General features: G+C 55.1%; 2 protein-coding genes and 1 pseudogene. All 3 read right to left on the bottom strand.

Annotated elements, in window-relative coordinates; translation table 11 throughout:
• Nucleotides 1–1,451, bottom strand: a 1,451-nt coding sequence (locus QZ197_RS06025; RefSeq protein ID WP_296430971.1) for an ABC transporter ATP-binding protein, incomplete at its 3' end; no start/stop codon positions are given.
• Nucleotides 1,451–2,356 (bottom strand): ABC transporter permease, encoded by a 906-nt coding sequence (locus tag QZ197_RS06020; protein ID WP_296430970.1) that lies wholly within the window; start codon nucleotides 2,354–2,356, stop codon nucleotides 1,451–1,453. The genes QZ197_RS06020 and QZ197_RS06025, both read right to left, overlap by 1 nt.
• A pseudogene (locus tag QZ197_RS06015) lies at nucleotides 2,356–2,490 on the bottom strand (ABC transporter permease); the annotation flags it as partial. The gene QZ197_RS06020 and the pseudogene QZ197_RS06015, both read right to left, overlap by 1 nt.

The following is a 2,490-nucleotide window of genomic DNA, read 5'->3' as shown; positions in this document are numbered from 1 at the left end:
GACACGTCGAGGGCCGAAGTCGGCTCGTCACAGATTAGGATTTTGGGCCTTGCCAAAAGCGCACGGGCGACAGCGATGCGCTGGCGTTGCCCGCCAGAGAATTGATGCGGGTATTTGTCTATCGCCTCTGGTGCCATTCCGACAAGCTCTAGCATGTCAGCGCACAATGCACGCCGCGCGTCTTTGTCTTCGACGAGCCCATAAAGCCAGAGGGGTTCTGAAAGAATAGCCCCAATCCGGTGACGTGAATTCAGCGATGAAAACGGGTCTTGAAAGACCATCTGGATCAGCTGGCGCGATGGGTGATGGCGCGATCTGGCTTTGCCACCTGGCAAGGGCGCGCCGCCAAGCGTCATCGTGCCACTTATCGGTTTGATCAGCCCGGTCAGCGTTTTAGCCAGCGTTGATTTGCCTGATCCGCTTTCGCCCACGATGCCCATGACCGATCCTGGGGTCACATCAAAACTGATATCATTTAAGGCCATATATGCGTCTGGCTTGCGCCAGATCGAGGTGCGCACCCCGGGAAATGCGACATTGATCCCGTCAAGCGTGAGCCCAATCGGAACGTCACGTTCGCCACCCAGCAGCCATGCCTCGGCTGCGTCCCCTTTGCTTTTGCCAGGTGCGGCCAGCCCGTCTTCTTCGGGGACCTGAAAGCGGGCGATCTTGCGATCAAGAGGCGGCACAGCAGCCATCAGTTGTTTGGTGTAGGCATGTTGGGGATGGCCCAAGACCTGCGCAGTTGGCCCGTTTTCAATCAGCCTACCGCGCCGCATCACGGTCACCGTATCAGCGATTTGCGCAATCACGCCAATATCATGGGTAATCAGCATAAAACTGACTTTGCGCACGTCTGCCAAGCGCCGGATCAGCTCTAGTACTTGGGATTGGACTGCCACATCCAAGGCGGTTGTGGGTTCATCCGCGATAATCAATTCGGGGTTCGTACACAGTGCGAGCGCAATCACGACACGCTGACGCATGCCCCCTGAAAACTGGTGCGGATAGGACTGCATCCGCGTTGCAGCATCCTCGATCCCCATTTCTTCAAGCAGATCAACGGCACGTTTTTTTGCCGCCGTTGTCGGCATATCTTCATGAGTAAGAATGGTTTCAATTAACTGATCTTCGATCCGCATCAACGGGTTGAGGCTGGTTTGCGGATCTTGGAAGATCATGGAAATGCGTTTTCCCCGCAAGGCATGCGCCGCGAACCGATCAAGACCGCGCAGATCTGTATCACCCAGCATAAGAGTGCCGTCAGACACATAGCCAGGACTTTGCAACAGCCCAACGATCGCCGCGCCAACAGTAGATTTGCCAGCCCCGCTTTCGCCGACAAGCCCGTGAATTTCACCCGCCCCGATGGCCAGAGACATATCTTCGACGGCAGTGACATCACCAAAGCGCGAGGGGAATTTAACTGTGAGGTTTTCAACCCGCAACATCAGCGCAACCTCGGATTAAAGACGTCGCGCAAGAAATCACCGAGCAGGTTGATAGACACAACGAGCGCAATCAAGAACAGCGTTGGAATCCACAGAATCCACCATTCTCCGGACAGCAAGAACTGCATACCGATGCGGATCAATGTCCCCAGCGACGGGCTGTCGGCAGGCAAGCCAATCCCGAGGAACGAGAGCGTCGCCTCTAGTAAAATCGCCGATGCCAGATCAACCGTCATAATGACCAAAAGCGGTCCAAGGATATTGGGCAGGATATGAACAAACATGATCCGCAACGGGTGCTGCCCCTGCATGACCGCTGCTTGCACGTACTCCTTGTTCATCTGCACGAACGTCGACGCGCGTGCCGTGCGTGCAAAGTTCACCCAAAGCGATAACGCAATTGCGATGGTCAGAACGACGACCCGAAGGTCCTGTTGCATTTCAGGGGGCAAGACGCCGCGTGCAATACCGTCGATCAAAAGTGCGGTCAGGATCGCGGGCAGCGCCAATTGCACATTAGCAATCCGCATGACAATCGCATCGAACCGACCCCCGAAATATCCCGCCGCGAGTCCCAAACCAACGCCCAAAGTCGTCGCGATAATCATTGCCGACACACCAATGATCAACGAAAGCCGCGCGCCGTATAAAATGGACGAGATCATATCGCGCCCTTGGTCATCTGTGCCAAGCAGAAATTTCTCTGATCCGAATTCTTCCCACACGGGGGGAAGCAAGCCGTCCATCAATGAAAACGACGCCAAGTCATATGGGTTGACCGGCGCGATCCATGGCGCAAAAACCGCACCAATGATGATCGTCAATGCCACTATGGCAGCGATCATCACGGCAGGTGAACGGGTGAACAACCACAGCCCTTCGTGACGTTTGATAAAGGCCAACATCACGACACGTCCTTTATGCGCAGGCGGGGATCGATAAAAACGTAAAGCAAATCAACGATCAGGTTCACGAGCACAAAGAAAAACGCGATCACCACAAGGTAGACGCCCATCACAGGGATATCGACAAAGCGGAT

The sequence above is a fragment of the Yoonia sp. genome, from assembly GCF_017854415.1.
Lineage (GTDB): Bacteria > Pseudomonadota > Alphaproteobacteria > Rhodobacterales > Rhodobacteraceae > Yoonia.
Note: the sequence above shows the minus strand (reverse complement) of the source record. Positions and strands in the feature narration are given on the sequence as shown.

Excerpts from the sequence above, each read along its gene's own strand:
- QZ197_RS06020 (WP_296430970.1), bottom strand. The coding sequence starts at position 2,356 with ATGTTGGCCTTTATCAAACGTCACGAAGGGCTGTGGTTGTTCACCCGT.